At 55.1% G+C, this 20,323-nt stretch carries 21 protein-coding genes; 12 read left to right on the plus strand and 9 right to left on the minus strand.

All coding sequences use genetic code 11. The features are described 5' to 3' along the window. Nucleotides 1-10: 10 nt before the first annotated feature. The 5 genes from AC6IZD_RS20000 to asnS form a co-directional block, all read right to left on the minus strand. Complete coding sequence (locus AC6IZD_RS20000; RefSeq protein ID WP_497785549.1) at nucleotides 11-763, minus strand: TetR/AcrR family transcriptional regulator; 753 nt, start codon at nucleotides 761-763, stop codon at nucleotides 11-13. Nucleotides 764-853: 90 nt separating this feature from the next. After that, complete coding sequence (locus AC6IZD_RS20005; protein WP_497785551.1) at nucleotides 854-1,642, minus strand: DUF4097 family beta strand repeat-containing protein; 789 nt, start codon at nucleotides 1,640-1,642, stop codon at nucleotides 854-856. Nucleotides 1,643-1,770: 128 nt separating this feature from the next. Then, nucleotides 1,771-2,958 carry a D-alanine--D-alanine ligase family protein gene (locus AC6IZD_RS20010; RefSeq protein WP_497785552.1) on the minus strand — a complete coding sequence of 396 codons (1,188 nt, stop codon included), beginning with the start codon at nucleotides 2,956-2,958 and terminating at the stop codon, nucleotides 1,771-1,773. A 91-nt stretch (nucleotides 2,959-3,049) separates the two neighbouring features. Beyond that, the gene (rocF, locus tag AC6IZD_RS20015; protein ID WP_497785553.1) at nucleotides 3,050-3,997 is read right to left on the minus strand and encodes an arginase; all 948 of its coding nucleotides are present in this window, start codon (nucleotides 3,995-3,997) and stop codon (nucleotides 3,050-3,052) included. 102 nt (nucleotides 3,998-4,099) lie between these two features. Further along, nucleotides 4,100-5,422, minus strand: coding sequence for an asparagine--tRNA ligase (gene asnS / locus AC6IZD_RS20020; RefSeq protein ID WP_497785554.1), 1,323 nt, complete (start codon nucleotides 5,420-5,422; stop codon nucleotides 4,100-4,102). 548 nt (nucleotides 5,423-5,970) lie between these two features. Here asnS and AC6IZD_RS20025 point away from each other — a divergent pair. The 8 genes from AC6IZD_RS20025 (at nucleotide 5,971) to fabD (ending at nucleotide 13,225) form a co-directional block, all read left to right on the plus strand. Next, nucleotides 5,971-6,996, plus strand: a complete 1,026-nt coding sequence (locus tag AC6IZD_RS20025; protein WP_497785556.1) for a hypothetical protein — start codon at nucleotides 5,971-5,973, stop codon at nucleotides 6,994-6,996. A 151-nt stretch (nucleotides 6,997-7,147) separates the two neighbouring features. Continuing rightward, nucleotides 7,148-7,669, plus strand: a complete 522-nt coding sequence (locus AC6IZD_RS20030) for a DinB family protein (RefSeq protein ID WP_497785557.1) — start codon at nucleotides 7,148-7,150, stop codon at nucleotides 7,667-7,669. A gap of 110 nt (nucleotides 7,670-7,779) precedes the next feature. Beyond that, nucleotides 7,780-9,384, plus strand: coding sequence for a D-alanyl-D-alanine carboxypeptidase/D-alanyl-D-alanine endopeptidase (gene dacB / locus AC6IZD_RS20035; protein ID WP_497785559.1), 1,605 nt, complete (start codon nucleotides 7,780-7,782; stop codon nucleotides 9,382-9,384). Between the two features lie 73 nt (nucleotides 9,385-9,457). Next, nucleotides 9,458-9,994 carry an RDD family protein gene (locus AC6IZD_RS20040; RefSeq protein WP_497785560.1) on the plus strand — a complete coding sequence of 179 codons (537 nt, stop codon included), beginning with the start codon at nucleotides 9,458-9,460 and terminating at the stop codon, nucleotides 9,992-9,994. 230 nt (nucleotides 9,995-10,224) lie between these two features. Then, a complete protein-coding gene (locus tag AC6IZD_RS20045; protein ID WP_497785561.1) occupies nucleotides 10,225-10,773 on the plus strand; it encodes a YceD family protein in 549 nt (182 codons plus the stop codon). Nucleotides 10,774-10,841: 68 nt separating this feature from the next. Next, on the plus strand, nucleotides 10,842-11,027 hold the full coding sequence (gene rpmF / locus AC6IZD_RS20050) for a 50S ribosomal protein L32 (protein ID WP_497785562.1): 186 nt from the start codon (nucleotides 10,842-10,844) through the stop codon (nucleotides 11,025-11,027). A 17-nt stretch (nucleotides 11,028-11,044) separates the two neighbouring features. Beyond that, nucleotides 11,045-12,091, plus strand: a complete 1,047-nt coding sequence (plsX, locus tag AC6IZD_RS20055; protein WP_497785563.1) for a phosphate acyltransferase PlsX — start codon at nucleotides 11,045-11,047, stop codon at nucleotides 12,089-12,091. Between the two features lie 168 nt (nucleotides 12,092-12,259). After that, entirely contained in the window at nucleotides 12,260-13,225 is a 966-nt protein-coding gene (gene fabD, locus AC6IZD_RS20060) for an ACP S-malonyltransferase (protein ID WP_497785564.1), read from the plus strand. A gap of 58 nt (nucleotides 13,226-13,283) precedes the next feature. On the opposite strand, the gene AC6IZD_RS20065 is transcribed toward fabD, so the two are convergent. From AC6IZD_RS20065 to AC6IZD_RS20075, 3 genes are all read right to left on the minus strand, one after another. Continuing rightward, nucleotides 13,284-13,745, minus strand: coding sequence for a hypothetical protein (locus AC6IZD_RS20065; RefSeq protein WP_497785565.1), 462 nt, complete (start codon nucleotides 13,743-13,745; stop codon nucleotides 13,284-13,286). Nucleotides 13,746-13,845: 100 nt separating this feature from the next. Next, nucleotides 13,846-14,115 (minus strand): YtxH domain-containing protein, encoded by a 270-nt coding sequence (locus AC6IZD_RS20070; RefSeq protein ID WP_497785567.1) that lies wholly within the window; start codon nucleotides 14,113-14,115, stop codon nucleotides 13,846-13,848. Between the two features lie 251 nt (nucleotides 14,116-14,366). Next, complete coding sequence (locus AC6IZD_RS20075) at nucleotides 14,367-15,077, minus strand: tetratricopeptide repeat protein (protein WP_497785569.1); 711 nt, start codon at nucleotides 15,075-15,077, stop codon at nucleotides 14,367-14,369. Nucleotides 15,078-15,359: 282 nt separating this feature from the next. Between AC6IZD_RS20075 and AC6IZD_RS20080 the strand changes: the two genes are divergently transcribed. From AC6IZD_RS20080 to AC6IZD_RS20095, 4 genes are all read left to right on the plus strand, one after another. Next, nucleotides 15,360-16,694, plus strand: coding sequence for a S53 family peptidase (locus AC6IZD_RS20080; RefSeq protein WP_497785570.1), 1,335 nt, complete (start codon nucleotides 15,360-15,362; stop codon nucleotides 16,692-16,694). 80 nt (nucleotides 16,695-16,774) lie between these two features. Further along, nucleotides 16,775-17,161 carry a DUF302 domain-containing protein gene (locus AC6IZD_RS20085; protein ID WP_497785572.1) on the plus strand — a complete coding sequence of 129 codons (387 nt, stop codon included), beginning with the start codon at nucleotides 16,775-16,777 and terminating at the stop codon, nucleotides 17,159-17,161. A 167-nt stretch (nucleotides 17,162-17,328) separates the two neighbouring features. After that, entirely contained in the window at nucleotides 17,329-18,249 is a 921-nt protein-coding gene (locus AC6IZD_RS20090) for an ABC transporter ATP-binding protein (protein ID WP_497785574.1), read from the plus strand. After that, a complete protein-coding gene (locus tag AC6IZD_RS20095) occupies nucleotides 18,242-19,543 on the plus strand; it encodes an ABC transporter permease (RefSeq protein WP_497785575.1) in 1,302 nt (433 codons plus the stop codon). The genes AC6IZD_RS20090 and AC6IZD_RS20095 overlap by 8 nt, the downstream gene beginning before the upstream one ends. Before the next feature lie 63 nt (nucleotides 19,544-19,606). On the opposite strand, the gene AC6IZD_RS20100 is transcribed toward AC6IZD_RS20095, so the two are convergent. Next, nucleotides 19,607-20,218 (minus strand): tetratricopeptide repeat protein, encoded by a 612-nt coding sequence (locus AC6IZD_RS20100; RefSeq protein ID WP_497785577.1) that lies wholly within the window; start codon nucleotides 20,216-20,218, stop codon nucleotides 19,607-19,609. Nucleotides 20,219-20,323: the final 105 nt, after the last annotated feature.

Consider the following 20,323-nt stretch of genomic DNA (forward strand, 5'->3'; position numbering starts at 1 on the left):
GGAGAACTAACTACTTGCCCGACTTCGAGCGAGATCGACGATGTTCGCGCGGCAATGTTTCGGGAGCAGCGGCTATCTTCTTTGCCATGCGTACACCGATGCTGCGATCTTTGAATAACGCAGCCGCGATGAAGTCCAGCGAAGTGGAAATGTGCATACGAATGCCCTCCTCTGAGAACGCATCAAGCCCGCTCACAATGCGCATAATCGGTGCAGACGTGAAGTAGAAAACGTTCAGGCCGATCATCGTTCGCAAAATCGCAGTACTTGCCGCCTTGCGAAACTGGCCGCGAGATATTCCCTCGTGCACGACCTTCATGCCGGCCTGTTGCAGAGGAATGAAGTGCGACGCGCCAATCTCTCGAAAATCGGCTGAGACCTCTCCGGAATCACGCACGCGCGACAACTCCTGCTGAATGAACCGCGGATAATTCGGATTCTGGACCAGGTATTCGAAGTGAAGCCGCGCAAAACGAAGTAGCTTCTCGCCTGGATCTAGAGAGCTGTTAAGTATCGGCAACGCGTCGCCAAGAAATCCGCTGAATACTTCATGCAGTGCGGCTGAATACAGGCTCTGTTTGTCTTTGAAATAGTAGTAGAGCAGAGCTTTGTTGACGCCAGCGGCTTCAGCGATAGCTGCGGTTCGCGCTCCGGCGACCCCACGCAAGGCGAACTCGGCAATAGCATGCTCGAGTATCGAACTGCGGGTAGAAGCAGCGTTGCGAACTCGTACCTGAACTTGTTTTGTCTTGGGTTGCGGCATAACAACTAACTAACTGGTTAGTCAGTCTATAGAGAGACGAAGCGAAAACGCAACTGAGCACAATGGCTCAGGATTTCCAGTTACAGTGAATCAAATTGCCCGTAAAGTGATGGATCCGTCAGAGGTGTGAACTTGCAAGGTCGGTCCGCCACCATGGAGTTTGCCACGAATCCTGTTCTTCTCCATCCTGCCTGTCACTTCGACCGGAAGTTGCAGATCGATATGGCTGTCGCTCGTCCAAGCATCGAGGTAGGCTGCAAAATCGGAGGGAAGTCCGACATTGATCGAGCCGTCAGATGTTCGGATGTTCCAGTTTCCGTTCATGTGCGAGCCCTTCCAGATGCTCGCGGAGATGTGGCCGTCGCTAGTGGTGAGATCGACCTGATCGAAGCGTCCTGCAACGTCGATAGCGCCGTCTGAGGTGCGGGCGCGAAGATTGCCATCAAAGTTCTCGACGCGGATCGGGCCATCAGAAGTGACCAGTCGTGCGTCGCCCTTGACGCCATTAACGTGTAGCGAACCGTCAGAGGATGATAGATCCAGAGCAGTATTGGTCGGAACGGTAACTTCGATGCGAACGGATTTTACGCCAAACGTAAAGCTGAGATGCCGGTTCGGGATTTTGACTTGCAGTAAGACAGAATCGCCGCTCTGCTGCGCGATGACCGCTAACTCTCCGGGGCCGATGTGATAGCCATCGGCAACGACTCGGGCCGAGATCGTATTTCCCTGGTTGCCGCGAACCTCGATCCGAGCGTCATTGGTCTGCACACGAAGTTGCGAATGGGCGCCGACGGTGAAATCGCGCTTCCATTCTTCGGCGCAGGTGAACGAAGCGGTAAGCATCAGGGCGAAGAGGCAGAAAAGCTTTATCTTCATCGTGGCATCCTTGGCAACGGGCCCGCGGTGGCCCAGCAGGAAAAAAGTACGCAGAAATGCCGCCGAAAGTTCCGAATCCCGGCGGCATTGCTTTTCTGAGAACGTGATTCAAGCGGCACGGTTGCCAGCTAATCCTTCGTGTACTGATTACGCTTCTTATCTGCGTGTCGCTCCAACGCAAGCTGGATGAGGCGATCAATCAGGTCGGAATACTCGATTCCAGAAGCGGCCCAGAGCTTGGGGTACATGCTGATGGATGTGAATCCCGGCAGGGTGTTCACCTCGTTGAGGTAGAAGTGATTTGTGATGGGATCCATCAGGAAATCGACGCGGGCGAGACCCGAGCAGTCGCAAGCTTTGAAGGCGCGAATCGACATGTCCTGAATCTGGCGAACTTGGGTGTGGTCAAGCTTCGCAGGAATCAGAAGTTCGGAGCCAGCATCGATGTACTTGGCATCGTAGTCATAGAACTCTTTGGCTGGAACAATCTCTCCGCAAATGGACGCGATTGGTTCGTCGTTGCCCAAGACTGCGCATTCGATTTCGCGGGCTTTGTTGCGCTTGCCTCCAACTCCCTGCTCGATGATGATTTTGCGATCGAAACGCGCAGCTTCATTCATTGCTGCCGGAAGCTCGTTAGCATCGTGGACCTTGCTGATTCCGACAGAACTGCCAAGGTTTGCAGGTTTTACGAACACGGGGTACTTGAGCTGGGAATCAACAGCCTTTTCGATTTGCTTGGGGGTGCGTTCCCATTCGGAGCGCAGCACGGTCAGGTGCTTTACCAGTGGCAGGCGAGCATCGCAGAACAGGCGTTTCATCACATCTTTGTCCATGCCAGCCGCAGAACCGAGAACCCCGGAACCTACATAGGCGATGTCGGCGAGTTCGAGTAAACCCTGGAGTGTGCCGTCTTCGCCAAAGGTGCCGTGCAGTACCGGGAATATGACATCCACCGAAACAGGACGGGGCCCATCTGCGGTGCGAGGAGTCTCGAATGGCACTAGCGAGTTGGCGGAAGGCATTGGAGGAACCAGAACGGCTTCTCCCTTGGAAAGCACGGCGGCTGAAGAGGTCGCAGCAGGATCACCCGCGCGCAGGTTCTTTTCGCTGCCCGCGACGAACTCACCCTTGATCAACTGTTCAGCGTTTGAATCGGTGAGCCAGAGACCCTGCTTGGTGATGCCAATGGGCACCACTTCGTACTTTGTGCGATCAATTGCCTGCATGACGGATGCGGCTGAGAGCAGCGAAACTTCATGCTCGCCGCTCCGTCCGCCAAAAAGCACACCAACACGGAGTTTTTTCGATGTCATAAACCTGGAGCTTCCTTGGGCTACTGCGTCGATTATAGACGCAGCCCTGTGACCTGAACGGCTCGGCTACTGAGTCGACGGGATGCGCCGATTAAAGAATCTTCTTTCCAAATGCCGAACTTGCGAGCTCCACGGCGAGTTCAGCCGTACGATTGTATTCGTCGATCACAGGGTTGACCTCCACGATATCGAGAGAGGTCATGCGTCCGTGGTCGGCGATGATTTCCATAGCGAGGTGGGCTTCGCGATAGGTCGCGCCACCGGGGACTCGAGTGCCGACGCCGGGAGCATCCTCGGGATCAACCCAATCCATGTCGAGCGAGATGTGGTAGCCAACTGTGCCGCGTCCGGCTAATCGCAGAGCCTCTTCCATCACGGTGCGCATACCGCGCTCATCGATGTCGCGCATGGTGAAGACCTGAATACCTGTCTTCCGGATGTTTTCCTTCTCGGCCATGTCCACGTCGCGAATTCCTACGAGTACGCAATTTTCGGGACGGACCTTCGGTGTCCAGTCAAAGAGCTTGCCGAGAGGATCAAGGCCATCGAGACCCATGAGTGCGCCGAGAGGCATACCGTGGACGTTGCCGGAAGGCGAAGTTTCAGGCGTGTTGATGTCGGAATGAGCGTCGATCCAGATCAAGCCAATGTGCTGGCCTTCGCGGCGATAGTATTCGGCGACACCGCTTACAGATCCGGCTGCAATGGAATGGTCTCCGCCAATTGACAGTGGAGTGCGCTCTTCCTCAAGAGCATGGAGAACTTCTTCGGCAAGCTTCGTGCACGTGCCGGTAATCTCGCGGAGATAGCGGGCGTGGGCGTCTCCAAAGTTTTTCTGCTCTGGAAGCGTCACATTCACGTTGCCGCAATCTTCAATTTCGTGGCCGAGCGATTCAAGTTTCGCCTTTAATCCTGCGACACGCACGGCGGAGGGGCCCATATCGACACCACGGCGCTGCTGTCCGAGGTCGAGCGGCACACCGATGACACGAATCTTCTTCTTGATAACGTCTGGGAACGATGCAGGGATGCTAACCATATAGGATCCGATTGTTGTGCCAGGGGCCGAAGCCCCCGGCTACCTTCTTTGATAGAGCGGACGTGCCGCTCAAGTTTTCAACTTGCTCAGAACAGCAAACGATTACGGATACATGCGATGCAATGTGCGCGGGAACGGAATGGTTTCGCGCACGTGATCAAGCTTACAAATCCAAGCTACAGCGCGCTCCAGCCCCATGCCGAAGCCGGAGTGAGGCACTCCGCCGAACTTGCGCAGATCGAGATACCACTGGAAGGCATCCTCTGGCAGTTCGTGTTCCTTGATGCGCGCTAGCAGGCGTTCATAGGAGCCCATGCGTTGCGATCCGCCAATGACTTCGCCGTAACCTTCGGGCGCAAGGACGTCGACACAAAGGGCTTTCGTCAGATCTTGCGGATCGGGCTCCATGTAGAACGCCTTTACTGCCGAAGGATAGCGATGGACCATTACCGGTCGATCGAACTTGGAAGAGAGGTAAGTCTCGTCAGGAGAGCCGAAGTCGTTTCCATACTCGAACTTAAGTTCCAACTCGCCTTTGGCATATCCTTCGTTCAGCATCTTGACGGCGTCGTCGTAGGAGAGACGAGGGAACGGAGCTTCGATCTTTTCCAGCGCGGAGATGTCGCGGCCAATCACCGTGAGCTCATTGCGGCGGTTCTCAAGGACTCGCTTCACGATGAAGGAGATGAAGTCCTCGGCCAACTTCATAATGTCGTCCAGCGTGGCGTATGCGACTTCAGGTTCCACCATCCAGAATTCGGTGAGGTGGCGGCGGGTCTTGGACTTTTCGGCGCGGAAGGTTGGGCCGAAGCTATAAACCTTTCCAAGTGCCATCGCCGTGGCTTCGATATAAAGCTGGCCGGATTGCGTTAGATACGCCTGCTCATCGAAATAATCCACGGGGAACAACGTGCTGGTTCCTTCGCACGCCGCCGGAGTCAGGATGGGCGGATCGGTACGAACGAAATCGCGCGAATAGAAGAAATCATGCATTGCGCGCTCGATCTCGGACCGGATGCGCAGGATGGCTACTTGGCGAGGCGAACGCAGCCAGAGGTGGCGGTGCTCCATCAGGAACTCGACACCATGTTCCTTGAGCGAAATCGGGTATGGTGTGTCCTCTGGCACCTTCTGAACTACTTCCACAGCGGCCAAGTCGAGTTCATAGCCGCCAGGGGCACGTTTATCGGCGCGGACCTTGCCATGGACAATCACGCTGGATTCCTGGGTCAGCCCTTTTACTGTTTCGAAAATTTCGGGGCTTACCGCGTTCTTGGCCATGACGCCCTGCACCAGGCCGGTGCCATCACGGAAGATGGGGAAGAGCAACTTACCACTTTCGCGCAGATTGTAGAGCCAGCCGCGCAACGTAACATCCTGGCCTTCGAATTGGCCAAGGTGTTCGATTGTTGTAATCGGTGCCATGAGTGCTTCCTAAAGCCATCGCGGAAAGAATTGCCCGACAGAATAGCCGCTACGGGCAGCGCGAGGCACAACAAGCGATTGTAAGCTCTGGCACAGTGGGATGGGTAGCCAGCAGACTCTGCAACCCTGAATGCCCCGCGCGAATCATTGTTCCTCGCAAGTTTTCCAGAGAACACTCCTAAGGACACCTAGATACCGACTTGGCAACACTTGCCGGCTTCAAACACAAAGGACAGGAACATAGACGATCTACTCTGGCGTAAAAAGTCGTTCCAAGCTGATGCAGGGCCAGAGCTTACCCGCAAATCTGCAAGGTTGAGGAACTCTGGCCCCAGTTCGCGATCAACTCACACCAGCAACTCACATCGAAATCCTAGGAGGGGTACTCTGGATACCCTAGATTCTCTACGGAGGTAATCCTAAAAACCCTAAGAGTTTAGGCCCACATACAATCCGGCGCTGCTGCTTGATAGTGGTTTCTGTCAGCCGCTGCTCACCGGCGAGTTCGAGGTTGGGAGACAGCGGATTCCACTACTGAGGTTCTGTGAATGAAAACCCTGCTCGGCGCGCTTTGCCTTTTGACCGCCTCTGCTTTTGCTTCTGTATCGGTTTCGGTTTCTGCTCCTACGTCGTACGCTACCGTTTCTGCCCCCATCAAAGTTGCCGCCACTGCTTCCAGCTCTTACGGGATCACTGGCTGGCACGTCTATCTGGATAGCAAGGACGCCTACGTCGGTTCAGCTACGTCATCGATTAGCACCAGCATCGCTGCGACTCAGGGAACGCACACCCTCGTGATTCGCGCCTGGGATAAGTCCGGTGCGTATGGCGATAAGACCGTAACGGTCACTGTTGGATCGACCACGACAACGGCGCCGACTTCCGGATCCGGTTCTACAACTGGACTGCCGACTCCTCCGTCCACCGCCAAGGTCTTCACCAACATCGATCAGATGAGCAGTGGATGGGGAGCTTGCAACTCAACCGCCTGTGCTGGCGGCAGCGGATCGGGTGCGTACTGGCAGGCGTTCAACCAGAGCTCCCCCTCGATGGACGGCAATAGCATGCAGCTCTACCACGACGGTGTGTGGGGCAACGCTCTCTGGTACAAGAAGCTGGGCTCCAACGACTATGCCACGAACTTCCTGTGGGACTTCTATGTGTACCTCGATGCGAACTCCACCAGGGCTGCTCAATCGCTCGAATATGACGCCTTCCAGTTCGTGAACGGCTACAACTACATGATCGGCACGCAATGCAACTACGGCGCGGGCGTATGGGACACCTGGAACGAATACACGGGAAAATGGCTGCACACCACGATCCCTTGTGCGAAGTTCTCGACCGGAGCGTGGCACCACATCCAGTGGTACATGACGACGAATCACACGAATCACAATTACACCTACAAGACGCTCGTGGTTGACGGGAAGGTGTACAACCTGAACCAGACTCAGCCCGCGAAGTACCTCGGATGGAGCAGCAATGTCGGCGTGCAGTGGCAGCTTGATGTCAATGCCACTGGTAGCGGATACCACGAGTGGGTGGACAAGGCGAAGTTGACGATCTGGTAAGACCTGATCCGATCAGAAATAAAGGGCTGGCCACGTGCCAGCCCTTTTCCCTTTTCCGGCCACCTTCGAAAAAGCCTATGGTGACGGGCAACCGCTCCGAGAGTTTCTGGATCACTGCTCTGGTCAACCGCAACTGCGACTGGAGTGTCACATGGCTATTCATGACATGCTTGTGCCCGAGTTTGATCAGGAAATGGCAAACACGCGCAAGATGCTCGAAGCCGTTCCTGAGGATCGGCTCGAATTCCAACCCCACGCGAAGTCCTGGAAATTGAATCAACTCGCAGGACACGTTGCTGACCTGCCGAATTGGACTACATTCACGATGAACTTAGAGGTGCTGGAACTGGATCCCGGCAAGTACCAGCCTTTTGTGCCGAGCAGCCGAAAGGAAATGCTCGATCAGTTTGATAAGTATGTCTCTGAAGCACGCGCCTCCATCGCGAATGCCAGCGACGAGGATTTCATGCGCAATTGGAGCATGAAATGGGAAGGCAAGACAGTGATGACCATGCCGCGTATCGCTGTGCTGCGCAGCTTTGTCATGAATCACATGATCCACCACCGCGCTCAGCTTGGAATGTATTTGCGCCTGATGAACATTGCCGTTCCGGGTATGTACGGGCCGTCTGCTGATGAGCCTGCATTTGGTTCGGCCAGCAAAGCTGCATAGCTATCGGAATCTTTGAATGAACACCCCAGGTGCCGCTCGCCGGTTACCTGGGGCATTTTGTGTGTGGCGTCTCTGCCAGTACTCTGTGCAGGTACTTACGGGAGAAACGTTTGCGGAAACTCGTAATCGCCGTAGTCTTTCTGCTCACAGCCAGTGCAGTCACCGCCCAGAACTCCTCGCTTGTCGAGCGAATCCGTCAGGTCGCCTCTAGCCCACTCTTGAAACATTCGACAGTGGGAGTGGAAGTTTACGACTTGACCGCACAAAAGACTCTGGTCGCGATCAACGAAGACAAACTGTTCAATTCAGGATCCACGGCGAAGCTGGTCACTGAAGGCGCGGCATTATCCCTGCTTGGGACGAATTACCGATTCCATACTCGCGTCTACTACACAGGCAAAATCGCCGAAGACGGCACGCTTGAAGGCGACCTGATGCTGGTCGCCAGTGGCGATCCGAATCTTTCCGGACGCGTGAAGTCTGACGACACGCTGGATTTCACATCGAGTGACCACGCATACGCGGGCCTACTACCTGGACGTTCGGTGTATGGAGAGCCGCTGAGGGTCTTCAAAGAACTCGCGTCCGGGGTGCTGATGAAAGGGATCTGGCGGATCCGCGGCAATGTTGTGGTGGATACGTCATTGTTTTCTTCAGACCGGGTTGAGCCCGGCACTCGCACTGCAATCTCTCCCATCATCTTCAATGACAATGTCGTTGACGTAAGCGCCACTCCGGCTGCAACGGTCGGAGGCGTTGTGTCACTCACCGTTTCTCCTGATATCGGATACTTGCGAGTAATCAACAAGGTAAAAACTGGTAAACCCGATTCTGGTCCGGTACTGCAGTTCACGTCAGATTCGACTGAGCAGGATGGCTCACATGTAGTCATTCTCGAAGGAAGCGTTCCTGCGGGGGGCGAGAAGTCGCAGGCAGCTTACAAGGTCAAGGATCCTGTGACATTTGCAACGCGAGGGTTTCGCGAATCGCTGCGCTGGGCAAAGATTGTGCTCGAAGAACCCGAGAACCATGAAGGCGAGAATCCCCATTCCAGTCCGGATACGAAGAGAACTTTTCTGGTCGAGCATGTCTCGCCTCCGTTCAGGGAAGAGGTGAAACTCACGTTGAAGGTGAGTCAGAACTTGCATGCGGCCACCGCGCCCTATTTGCTCGGCTCGATTGTTGGACACGACTCTGAGCACGCGTTTGAGAGAGGTATGGCACTGGAAAGGCGATTTCTGAGCGAAGCAGGACTGCATCCCGAATCTGTCTCGCAACTGGATGGGGAGGGTGGTATTGGAACAGCTTTCTCGCCCGACTTCATGGTGCATTACCTGGCCTATATGTCGCGTCAGCCGTATGCGAAAGCGTTCTTCGATGCGCTTCCTGTGCTGGGGCGCGATGGGACGCTGGAGGACGTACTCGCGGATTCCGCCGCCGCAGGCCACGTTCATGCAAAGACCGGGTCGTACGTCCTTCCTAACTCACTAGGAGGAGTCGTGGTACTTGGTAAGGGATTGGTGGGATACATTGACGCGGAAAACGGACACCGATTGATCTTCGCCGCTTATGCGAACCTTACTCCGGCGCGTGGCATGGACGATGTGGCCGCGATGGGAGAATTGCTGGCAAAAATGGCCGAGCTCTCCTATTTGTATGCGCCCGGCGGGGATGGCAGGGGCACAGGCAGACACTCGGTGCCCACGAAGCGATGAGACTCGGGTACCCAAAGCCGCTGTTCCAGTCCCGAAGCATTTGGCCATGTGCGAGGCTGGTTATGATGGACGTATGGGACTTCTAGAGGCATTCAAGCGACACAGAAACTATGATCCTCACGAGACGGCATGCGCGATTGCACTTGAGGGAGTGCCGCTGGCCGAGTTCTGGCAGCGAGCTTTGGCGTTGGCCATAGATTTTCTGCTGGTTCTGGCAATCGTCATCCCACTTGAGGTTACGTGGCACTATTTGACGCTGAAGCATAAGCATCTTCCGCCAGTGATTCGCGTCAGTTTCGATATAAAGAAGTTGGAGGATCTTGCCTGGATTGTGGTCTACGGGAGCTTGTCGCTCTGGCGCTCAAATGGCCTTACCCTTGGCAAACGAGTGATGGGGATTCGAGTGGTTTCGTTGAAAGCCAAGAAAATCTCTCTGTGGCAGGCTGTAGAGCGGGGGCTGGGTTATGGGGCTTCGGCTCTGGAAGGCGGGTTCGGATTTGTCCAGTTTTTCATTCACCATAATCGTCAGTGCGTTCATGACCGCATAGCGGAAACCATTGTCGTGAAGGCCCCTAAGGGTGTTGTTGCAAAGCCGAGTACGACAGCTTAGATTGCGTTCATCTAAACAGCACAGTGCAGCGTGTGGAGACGGTTGGATTGTTTGACACCGCGCTGTGTCGACCTTTATCCTTGAAATCTGTCCTGAGGAGTGTTTCCCGCCAGGAGTAAGGGAATTGCGAGCTCGTTTGGCGAGCTGGCGAATTTCCTGTGTCTCACTCGCTTACAAGCAAAGCGGTTGTTGGCCACTGGCTGGGTAGGGCTTCGGGAGCATGTGGCATCATGAAGATTCGTGTTCAAGACCTGGAAGTTCGGAAACTGGAATTCGATGTTGATTTCCAGCCCGGAGAGATCGATTACGGTCAGGAAGTGCGCCAGGTTGGATCGCTTCACACCGAGGGTCGCGCCGAATTGATTCGCGAACACCACGGCGGCCATGAGTCAATTGACGACATCCGCGTGGTAGGTAAGCTGGACGGACGGATTGAAGTAAGTTGCGCCCGCTGTCTAGACCCGGTGGAGATTCCCGTGTCACGCGCGTTTGATCTTTTGTATCGCCCATTGGAGTCAGAAAAAGGCTCGGAAGAAGTGGCAATCCATGAGGCAGACACCGAGATCGGGTTCTACAAAGGCGACGGAATGGAGTTGGAAGACTCTCTCCGGGAGCAAATTCTGCTGGCAGTGCCGATCAAGACACTTTGCCGTTATGATTGCAAAGGCTTGTGCCCCGTTTGCGGAGCGAATCTGAACGAAAAGGTTTGCGATTGCGAGCAAAGCAAACCCGATCCCCGTTGGGCGGCACTCGGCGAGTTGAAGAAGAAATTGCACTAGCGCCCAAGTGGCGCTTAGAGTTCGCGGCCCGGTTTTGTGGCCGCATGGAAATTGAAAGGTAGTCGATCATGGCAAATCCTAAACGGCGACACTCCAAGCAGCGCACGGCCCTCCGTCGCGCCCACGACCATCTCACCGCCCGCTCCGTCAGCGAGTGCCCCAACTGTCACGAAGCCAAGCTTCCGCATCGTGCTTGCTCGAAATGCGGCCACTACAAGGGTCGCGAAATCGTTGAGGTTGAACAGGCCAAGTAGGCCTCCCTTAGCGGACGATGTCAATCACCATCGCGGTCGATGCCATGGGTGCAGACCGCGCCCCGAAGCCAGAAATCGAGGGTGCGATACTTGCAGCCAAGCACTGTGACGTTCGAGTAATTCTGGTAGGGCAACAGGAAGTAGTGAAGGCCGAAATGGCCCAATATCCTGAAGCCCGAAACCTGCCTATTGAGGTCGTCCATGCCTCGGAGTTCATCGGCATGGACGAAAAGGCTGCGCATGCCGTCAAGCAGAAGCGCGACTCCTCGATGAGGGTGGGACTGCGCCTTGTTAAAGAGGGCGTGGCCAGCGGGTTTGTTTCTGCCGGCAACACTGGCGCTGCTATGGTCACGGCCAAGCTTGTACTAGGCGTGATTCCCGGCGTGGATCGACCTGCTTTGGCTACCGTGTTTCCCACGGCGGCCAAGACGGCGACGATCATGCTTGACGTGGGCGCCAATGTCGATTGCAAGCCGCAAAATCTGCAGCAATTCGCCATTATGGGCGAAATCTACTTCCGCACCATCTTCAATGGGCGTTTCCCGACGGCAAGTCATCCGCGAGTCGGATTGCTTTCGGTGGGAGAGGAAGAGACCAAAGGCAACGATCTGACGCGTGACGCCTTTCAGTTGATCAAATCCTTGCCACTGAATTTCATGGGTAACGTGGAAGGACGAGACCTCTACAACGGGCGTGCCGATGTCGTGGTTTGCGACGGTTTTGTTGGCAACGTGGCTCTAAAAGTCAGTGAAGGGCTCGTTGAGGCGGTTCGGGCGATTCTCAAAGAATCCTTGCAGGCTTCGATGACGCGTCAGATCGGATACCTGCTCGCACGTGAGGCGTTCAAGGATTTCCGCAAGCGACTCGACTACTCGGAGTACGGTGGTGCGCCGCTGTTGGGACTAAAGGGTGTGGCAATTGTGAGCCATGGATCTTCCAACGGCACGGCCATCAAGAACGCGATTCGCGTAGCCAAAGAGTTTGCGCAGTCCGGTCTGAACCAGACAATCGAGGATCAGATTCGCGCCGCGCGAGAGCGCATCGCTGCTGCCGAGAAGGTTTAGTATTGAGCAAGCGCCAGCTTAGGCTTGGCGCTCGTTTTATGAGCACGGCAGCGGCCGTGACATTTCCCGGATGAGCGCCGGAGTTCTGGCATTCAGCTGCTGCTGAACCACACTTGCCGTAGCCATCCGTTACCAGACTTTTGCACGGAGCCAATGATGGCGAATCCTGTGGCACCTCGTATTGCTGGACTTGCATTCTTATTTCCGGGCCAGGGCTCACAAGTCACCGGCATGGGCAAGGACCTTGCCTTCAATCACCTTGTTGCACGCCGAACGTTTGAAGAGGCCGACGAGGCTCTTGGTTATTCCCTCACGAAGCTTTGCTTTGAAGGACCGGATGAAAAACTCCGCATGACGGAGATCACGCAACCGGCAATCCTCACTGTCTCGGTTGCCGCCATGCGCGTGCTTGCTGAAGATGGGATCGCGCCTAGTTTCGTAGCAGGGCACTCGCTGGGAGAGTATTCGGCGCACGTCGCTGCTGGGACGATCTCGTTTGCCGATGCGGTAAGGACGGTTCGCAATCGCGGCAAGTATATGCAAGAGGCCGTGCCTGTTGGTGTCGGCGCAATGGCTGCGATTTTGGCTTTGAGCCTTGAGCAGATTCGCGAGGCTTGCAGCGAAGCTCTGACGCAGTTTCCAGACCAGGTATGTGTGCCGGCAAACATCAATTCGCCGGGACAGATCGTAATTAGTGGATCGAAAGCGGCGGTCGAGAAAGCAGCTGAGCTTTGCAAGCAAAAAGGCGCGAAGCGTGCGGTGATGCTTCCCGTAAGTGCTCCCTTCCATTGCCCACTGATGCAGCCCGCGCAAGATCGTCTCGCTGGAGACCTGAAGGAATTGAAGTTTAATGATCCGCAGGTGCCCGTGATGTGCAATGTCGAGTCGGCACCGGTATGCAACGGCGAAAAAGCGCGCGATACGCTGATCCGGCAGGTGACTGGTGCTGTGCAATGGGAGTCTTCGATGCGGGCACTCGTCGCTCAAGGTGCAACGCAGTTCGTGGAAGCAGGTCCTGGCGCGGTCTTGACTGGACTGCTGCGACAAATCGACAAAGCACAGCCTTGCGTGAACGTCGAAAATGAGATGACGCTGCAAAAGGTGAAGGCTGTATTTGAAGGAAAGAAACAATAGCTTGACGGCGAAGAAAAGGCCCGCTTCGGCGGGCCTTCTTCATTTACACAATTCAGACTTACTCGACCATCTCATCAGGTGAGAAGCCCAGTGTCTTGTCTTTGAATTCCACCCGTACAGAGCAGAGTTTCTTGCGCTCATTTACACGAACGCCCACTACGACACCGCTCGCATCCGGACGTGGTTTTTGTGCAGCGACGATCTTGTAGCTTTTGATTGGTCCCCACTCGCCTCCCGGCCCCCAGTCAAGATAGAAAGCGTGGTAGGGGTAGCGCTTGTACTTTTCAGGGTGCTGCTTCCAATTGGCGTCATTCATCCAGACGCCGTAAGCACCCTCGAAATTCTGCGCTTGCAGATCCGCGAAAAACTGCTTCACATGGCGCTCTTCGGGCCAGAACCGGTTAGTCCAGAGGACGACCGCGATAACGATGACAGCAACTATGGCCGAAATGATGACGATCCGTCGACGTCTTGCCTTTGCCGCGTCGTACGGTTGTGCGTTGAAAAGAGAGGTAGACATACCTGGCTAACAAGCTAAGAAGCCGGAGGGCAAAAGTCAACTCGCGGACGTAGAAAAAGGTCCGCGGAAGCGGACCCTTCCCGTACAGCAGTGGTGCTGCTTATAGATTCATCCCCTCGGTCCCAGTTCGATTCATGCCACCGCCTTCTGTTCCGGTGCGAGCCTGATTCATTGCGGACCGCGCCGTCGACTTCACCTGCTCCACTCCGCGCTGAAGTCGATCGCGGCCCTGTGCGTAGCTTTCGCGTGCGGAATTTGCGAGATCGCTGGCACGATCAGTCAGATTCTCACGGGTTTCTTCGCCACTCATCGGCGCGAACAGTATTCCCAATCCAATTCCCAGCCCAAGGCCAAACAAGAAACTCTTCATTCTGCTCCTCCTGCGGAGATGATGAGGACAGCCATTGCGCCGCCTCGCCACGGACTTGCGCCCGGGCTCCCTTGCGAAAAATAGAGATGACGCAGAACACTCTGCGCCCTACTCAACAGATGCGAGGTTATGAGCAAGGTTTGCCGTGCGCTCCGACGCAGTTGTGGGCTGCTGAACAGCCTGCAAGCAATCCAGCGCAAAGCAAAAGCCCCATTCCATGTGGAATGGGGCTCTCGGAATTCGAGTAGAAGCTACTTCAGGTCTTCTTTATGTCCGTTTGCGATCTGGCCTACGACGTTCTTCGCATTGTCCTTGGCGATCTGGTCATAGATAACCTTGGCCTTGTCTGGCTGGTTCTCCGAAACGTAGATGTCTGCCAGTGCAAGCTGCGCATTCGCCTTCGGCACGGACGTGGTCGGCTTATCGCTCAGGGCCTGCAACAGATTGATCGCGTCCTGGTCGCGCTTTTCCTCGCGGTAAACAGAAGCCAGAGCATACTTTGCAAGAGAGGCGAGCTCCTTACGACGTGAACCACTGAGGGCACGGAGCTGATCTTCGGCGACCTTGTAGTTGCCAAGCTCCATCTCGGAAAGTCCAGCGAGGTACCGGGCGTATTGACCTGAGGCCGTCCATCCGTACTTATCGCTAATCTGGTAGAAGGCGTTCTTCGAAGCGACAAGGCGTTCCTGCTCGCTGTTGAACGTGATCATGTTACCTTCCTTCGGGGTGCCCGGAGGAACGACGGGAGCGTTGTAGGTCACCAGCGCTTGTCCCAGAGCATCAGAGGCCGCCTGCCCACGTGAGTTCATGAACCAGAAGATCCCGCCGACAACCGCGGCGAGAACCACAACGGCAACAACCGCCTGGATGACTCCTGAGCGATGCTCGACTACTTCTTGAACAGCTTCCGCGGCGGACGCGGCAAATTTGTCCTGCTTGAGATCATGACGGGTATAGCGCACGAGTATTCCTTCGCTGAGTGGAGAACTTGCTGAAAAATAGATGCTAACAGCGTCAACCCGCGAAGGTCAATGTAACAAAGTTGGATTGACCCTTACTGAATCAGCTTATCTACTGCTTAAAAACTCGATTGATCTGAAGCGAAAAAGCGTTTTGCTCCACAGACAACCCGGCGCGAGCCGACGCGCTCAGAAGTGCAGAGCACCATCTGCGTAGCGGCTGCGAGTTCTGCGTTGACCTCTATTGCTGATCCCGGTGCACGTTCTGTATCAAGGAGCCCTCCCGTGAGAAAGAACCTACTGCACACAGTTGCCGTGTTGCTCTGCGGCTTGGCCGTTTTCATGTTGGTCGGATCGGCTTCGGCGCAGGATTTCCTGTACCGCAAGAATCCGCCGCACGTAAAAGTAACAGGTGTTGTTCCGACCGATGCTAACTCTCCAAGCTGCGGCAAACTGCCTTCGGGGCTTCCGCTCATCTGCTATCCCCCGAGCTATATCCGCGCAGCATACAATTATCCGAGCAATCTGACCGGTGCAGGACAGACCATTGTCATCATCGACGCGTATGGTAGCCCCACGATCCAGCAGGACCTGGCAGCGTTCGATAAGAGATTCAATATCCCGGCTCCACCTTCCTTTACCGTTGTTTGCCCGCAAGGGTGCCCCGCATTCAACCCCAACAATGGCGCACATGACGAAGCGGGCTGGAGTCTTGAAACCTCGCTCGACGTGGAATACGCACACGCCATGGCTCCTGGCGCAAAGCTAGTGCTCGTTGTGGCAGCGACCAACGCGGGAAACGCTCTGAACCTTGCGACCAAATATGCGGTTGAGCACTATCCGGGCAGCGTGATCTCCCAGAGCTTTGGTGAGCCGGAGTACCTGATTCACGCCAATAGCGGGCAGATCATGCAAGGTCACGCAAACTTCGTGGCGGCAAAGGCGAACAACATCACTGTGCTCGCTTCCGCAGGCGATGCCGGGGCGACCAACGGCGCAACTTTCGCAAATGCTGCGTTTCCGGCTGACGATCCACTAGTCACTGCTGTGGGTGGCACAGAAGGGCTGCCGTACCCGGACGGACTCTTCAATCTCGCAAATCACTACTATGGTGCTGAGCAGGTTTGGAACGAGCAGGACACCACTGATGGCATCGTCGCTGCCACAGGCGGCGCTCCAAGCCTGATCTTCCCTGTGCCACCGTTCCAGAGCGGATTGAACGTCCCATCTAGAACCATTCCGGACATCTCTTACAACGCTGCCGTGAACGGGGGCGTGCTGGTGTACTGGGGCGCGCTGGGCGGCGACAACGTAGGACTTTGGATTGTGGGCGGCACGAGCGCTGGAACACCGCAGTGGGCAGCTATAGTTGCACTCGCAAACCAATACAGCGGGAGCCGTGGGCCGCTGGGCTATATCAATCCAGCCCTGTACAAACTCGCTGAGAACGCGACAACGTACGCGCACGATTTTCATGACATTACTGTGGGCAATAACCAATTATTGGGAACGCCCGTGGGCTTCAGTGCGCAGACCGGATACGATTACGCCACCGGGTGGGGAACGCCAAATGTAGCAAACCTCATTCCAGATCTGGTGAACGCAGTTCATCCCCAATAACAGAGAACGAATTGGGGCGGCGGGGACGTCTATTCAGGCGTCCCCGTTTCGCTTAGGACGCAACACGTGATTGAGGATCCATGTACGCTGATGGAATCGTAACTAAGCCATGTACCGCTTCTGTCGCAAGGACGATCGAAAAGCTTGAGCATCTGCTGCAGGCAAAGGGCATAAAGATATTCGCCAAGGTCGACCACAGCGCAGAAGCAGAAGCTGTGGGGCTGCGGATGCCGCGGACTCAACTGCTCATTTTCGGGAATCCGGTGGGAGGAACTCCGATTATGTTGGCTGCGCCAAAGGCCGCATTGGATCTCCCGTTGAAGGCTGTAGCGTGGCAGGACGCGAATGGCAGCGTCTGGTTGAGCTACACTGCGCCGGAGTACTTGAAGAAGCGCTTCGAATTGAGCAATGAGCTAATGCTTCCAATTGAGAGCGTCACAAGACTCATCGAAAGCTCTGCAGAATAGCTGGGCTACTCTAGCTCGCGTGGATGGCAGACGGGAGTGCTTCCCGGCCTGGGAAGCTCACAACCCGACGTGATGAACCTTCATCTCTGCTCATTGAAATTAGTTTGTCGTTTCCTCACAATGGTTGAGTTTCCACTATTGTTCCCACCTTGGGTCCCAGGACACGCATGGCATTCACGCTGGAACTAGATTCAGTCACGAAGACGTACGACGAGTACGTTGCAGTCGACAATCTTTCGTTCAACATTTCCGAAGGCGAGATCTTTGGATTGCTGGGACCGAATGGCGCCGGAAAGACCAGCTCAATCCGAATGATGATCGGCATCATCGTTCCCGACTGCGGGACAGTGCGCGTCTTTGGTCAGCCGTTGTCTCGTGCGGTTCTGGACCGCGTTGGATATCTTCCGGAAGAGCGAGGCTTCTACAAGAAGATGAAGGTGATCGAGAACCTCGTCTTTCTGGCGCAGTTGAAAGGCTTGACCGCAGGCGAAGCTGCCATACGCGCACGGCGCTGGCTCGAGAAGCTTGAACTGGCCAACTGGACCAATGCGAAGATTGAGGAACTGTCGAAAGGCATGCAGCAGAAAGTTCAGTTCATCGCCGCCATCATTCACGATCCTGACTTCCTGATTCTCGATGAGCCATTTAGCGGATTGGATCCGGCAAGCTCTGTCGTGCTTAAGGACACTTTGTTGGAGCTGAAGAAGCAAGGCAAGACCATTCTGTTCTCGACCCATCGTATGGACACCGTCGAACGGCTTTGCGACTCAATCTGCCTTATAAATCATGGACGCAGCGTTTTGCTCGGCGGTTTGAACCAGATCAAGGCGGGTTATGGGAGAAGCAGCATTCAGCTTGAGTACGACGGCGAACTGCCGGTTCTCGCAGATCGATCACTCGTGGCGCATGCAAACGATTTCGGAAACTATGTAGAGCTTCGGCTCGTGCCCGGTGCCGACCCTCAGGAATTTCTGCAGCTTGCAATGCGGACTGCGTCAATCCGACGTTTTGAAATGGTGGAGCCTTCATTGGAAGAGATATTCATCGATACAGTCGAATCCACCAAGGGGGTGATCAGCCATGCGTAATGTGTTTCTGATCATCCGGCGCGAATACCTCGTCAGAGTGCGTACAAAGGCATTCATCATTTTCACCATCCTCATGCCTTTATTTATGGGTGCGGTGGTCATATTGCCGAGCAGGTTGATGCTTTTCAGTTCCGGCACCCGGCACATTGTTGTCGTCTCGCAGGATGCGGCTCTTGCCAAGTTGGTACAGACCGATCTTATGGATCTGCGCAACTCCACCGACGAAGAAGATGACTCTTCTTCTAAATCAAAGTCCAAGGCGCCCGATTACGACGTAAGCGTGCAGCTGCAGCCCAGTGAGGTTTTGCGTCACCAACTTATACGCCAGATTCGCGATGGAAGTGTGGACGGTGTGGCGTGGATTGAGTCGGATGCCGTCACTAATCGCAAGTGCACGTACTACTCTCGAAATGCGACGGACTTCGTGGAAGCTTCGACGGTGAGCCGTGCGTTGCGTTTTGCAATCAGTGAACGGTTACTCGCAGAGCGAGGCATTACCGGAATACAGGCGAGAACTCTGCTCAGTCCGGTAGAACTCGATACGGTTCATGTGGACCGCAAAGGTGCGAACCGAGCGAATGGCATGGGCGCCTTCTTCCTCCCATTCTTGCTGCTGTTCGCTATTTACATGACCGTGCTGATTTATGGCTTGTATGTCATGCGATCCGTCATCGAAGAAAAAAATTCGCGCATCGTGGAAGTGCTGTTGTCGAGCGTGACTCCGATGCAGTTGATGGCGGGCAAGATCATCGGTGTGGGCGCCGTGGGTTTGACGCAGATCGCTATCTGGGTTTTGTCTGGTCTAATGTTGGGCAACGGAAGCGTGGCGATGGCTCGGCAGATTATCGGGAACAGCATGAAGGACGCGCATATGTCGAGTGCCGTCGCATGGATGTTCCCGCTCTGCTTCGTTCTTGGCTATTTGACCTATGCATGCCTGTACGCAGCGATTGGGGCAATGGTGAACAGCGATGAGGAAGCGCAGCAGTTGCAGTTCCCTGTGACCTTGCCGCTCATCCTGTGCATGGTATTTGCCATGGGCATCATTCGCGATCCAAACACTCCGATGGCCTTTTGGCTTTCGATGTTCCCGCTGACATCACCGATCATCATGTTTGTGCGAGCATCGGTGGATATGCCGCCCGTGTGGCAACTGGCGACGTCTTTGTGTATCAGTCTTGCCACGTTGTATGGGCTGATCTGGTTGTCGTCAAGAATCTACCGCGTTGGCATCCTGATGTATGGCAAACGTCCCACTTTGCCTGAAATCATCAAGTGGGTTCGCTACGCATAATGACTATTTAGGGCAAGAGAAAGCTCCCGAAACTCGGGAGCTTTTGTTTTTCTGCGGCGATGATTATTTGGCTTTGGCCCGAGCTTCTGCAAGCAGAGTTTCGACCTTCGCACGATCGCGGTAGGCTGGATCCATCTTCAGCAGTGATTCCCACGCCTGAATCGCGCCCTTCGCGTCGTTTTTGCCGTACATCTTCACAATTCCGACGTTGAACAGTGTCTGCACATGGCGCGGATCGTCCTTCATCGCCTGGTCAAATTCCTTTAGCGCACGATCGGAATCGCCCGAGTAATAGTAGGAGATTCCAATGTCAGTGCGGACATCCGGGTTTCTGGGATTCTCGTTGAGCGATCGGGTGTAGTAGTCAATCGCATTGTTCCATTGCGATGCGTCGAAGTAGATGTTGCCGAGTTCGGTGAGCGCTGAGACGTCGCGAGGATTGGCTTGGATTCTCTGCTGCAGTGGCTTGACCTGCGCATCGAGCATTTGATTCGGCGACACATTCGAAGGGGGCAGGCTGGCGCTGGAAGAAGAGGTGGAACTTGTGTTCTCGGACGTTCCCGAGCTATGCAGCAGGTACCCGCCAAGACCACCGATAATAAGCACCACCACAATTGCTGTATAAACTTGCGTGTTCGTCCATCCGGCTGATTTCTTCGCGGACTGATTCTTCATTGACGATTTCTCCCACCGCGCACCACGGCCCGGTTGTAGTCTTCTAGTTCTTTCACGGTGTGGACTGCGCGTCCAATCGAGACATCGTATCGCGAGCCATGGCGC

Source organism: Koromonas humicola, from assembly GCF_059726255.1.

Coding starts and splice junctions, on each gene's coding strand:
- AC6IZD_RS20000 (WP_497785549.1), bottom strand. CDS start 763: ATGCCGCAACCCAAGACAAAACAAGTTCAGGTACGAGTTCGCAACGCT.
- AC6IZD_RS20005 (WP_497785551.1), bottom strand. CDS start 1,642: ATGAAGATAAAGCTTTTCTGCCTCTTCGCCCTGATGCTTACCGCTTCG.
- AC6IZD_RS20010 (WP_497785552.1), bottom strand. CDS start 2,958: ATGACATCGAAAAAACTCCGTGTTGGTGTGCTTTTTGGCGGACGGAGC.
- rocF (WP_497785553.1), bottom strand. CDS start 3,997: ATGGTTAGCATCCCTGCATCGTTCCCAGACGTTATCAAGAAGAAGATT.
- asnS (WP_497785554.1), bottom strand. CDS start 5,422: ATGGCACCGATTACAACAATCGAACACCTTGGCCAATTCGAAGGCCAG.
- AC6IZD_RS20025 (WP_497785556.1), top strand. CDS start 5,971: ATGAAAACCCTGCTCGGCGCGCTTTGCCTTTTGACCGCCTCTGCTTTT.
- AC6IZD_RS20030 (WP_497785557.1), top strand. CDS start 7,148: ATGGCTATTCATGACATGCTTGTGCCCGAGTTTGATCAGGAAATGGCA.
- AC6IZD_RS20040 (WP_497785560.1), top strand. CDS start 9,458: ATGGGACTTCTAGAGGCATTCAAGCGACACAGAAACTATGATCCTCAC.
- AC6IZD_RS20045 (WP_497785561.1), top strand. CDS start 10,225: ATGAAGATTCGTGTTCAAGACCTGGAAGTTCGGAAACTGGAATTCGAT.
- rpmF (WP_497785562.1), top strand. CDS start 10,842: ATGGCAAATCCTAAACGGCGACACTCCAAGCAGCGCACGGCCCTCCGT.
- plsX (WP_497785563.1), top strand. CDS start 11,045: ATGTCAATCACCATCGCGGTCGATGCCATGGGTGCAGACCGCGCCCCG.
- AC6IZD_RS20065 (WP_497785565.1), bottom strand. CDS start 13,745: ATGTCTACCTCTCTTTTCAACGCACAACCGTACGACGCGGCAAAGGCA.
- AC6IZD_RS20070 (WP_497785567.1), bottom strand. CDS start 14,115: ATGAAGAGTTTCTTGTTTGGCCTTGGGCTGGGAATTGGATTGGGAATA.
- AC6IZD_RS20085 (WP_497785572.1), top strand. CDS start 16,775: ATGTACGCTGATGGAATCGTAACTAAGCCATGTACCGCTTCTGTCGCA.
- AC6IZD_RS20090 (WP_497785574.1), top strand. CDS start 17,329: ATGGCATTCACGCTGGAACTAGATTCAGTCACGAAGACGTACGACGAG.
- AC6IZD_RS20095 (WP_497785575.1), top strand. CDS start 18,242: ATGCGTAATGTGTTTCTGATCATCCGGCGCGAATACCTCGTCAGAGTG.
- AC6IZD_RS20100 (WP_497785577.1), bottom strand. CDS start 20,218: ATGAAGAATCAGTCCGCGAAGAAATCAGCCGGATGGACGAACACGCAA.